This window comes from Roseateles sp. AC306 (assembly GCF_979253795.1).
The window spans coordinates 1-246 of the sequence record NZ_CEEDEB010000120.1 but is presented as its reverse complement, the minus strand read 5'-3'; the positions used below and the strand labels follow the sequence as shown (position 1 = coordinate 246).

Genomic DNA, 246 nt, shown 5'->3' with positions numbered 1-246 from the left:
GGTGTAGCCGAACCGCCATTAGCCGGCGTATTGGATGCAGGCGTATTTGAATTTGAAGAAGATGAGCTGCCGCTCTTTTCGCAGGAAAGTGTATTGCCAAACTGACTAATTTCAGCAGCTGTTGCGGTACGCTTTAAACGCCACGGGTTAGTTGCATCATTTGCTTTCGCTTTTCCCGGGCAATTTGTAGAAGAAACCCACCAGGCATTTTCATAAATTTTGCCATCGAAAATAACCTGATATTTA

General features: G+C 44.7%; 1 protein-coding gene. It reads right to left on the bottom strand.

Annotation, left to right across the window (positions count from 1 at the left end; genetic code table 11):
• Nucleotides 1-246, bottom strand: a 246-nt coding sequence (locus tag AC0IZJ_RS28635) for a hypothetical protein (protein WP_471855665.1), incomplete at both ends; no start/stop codon positions are given.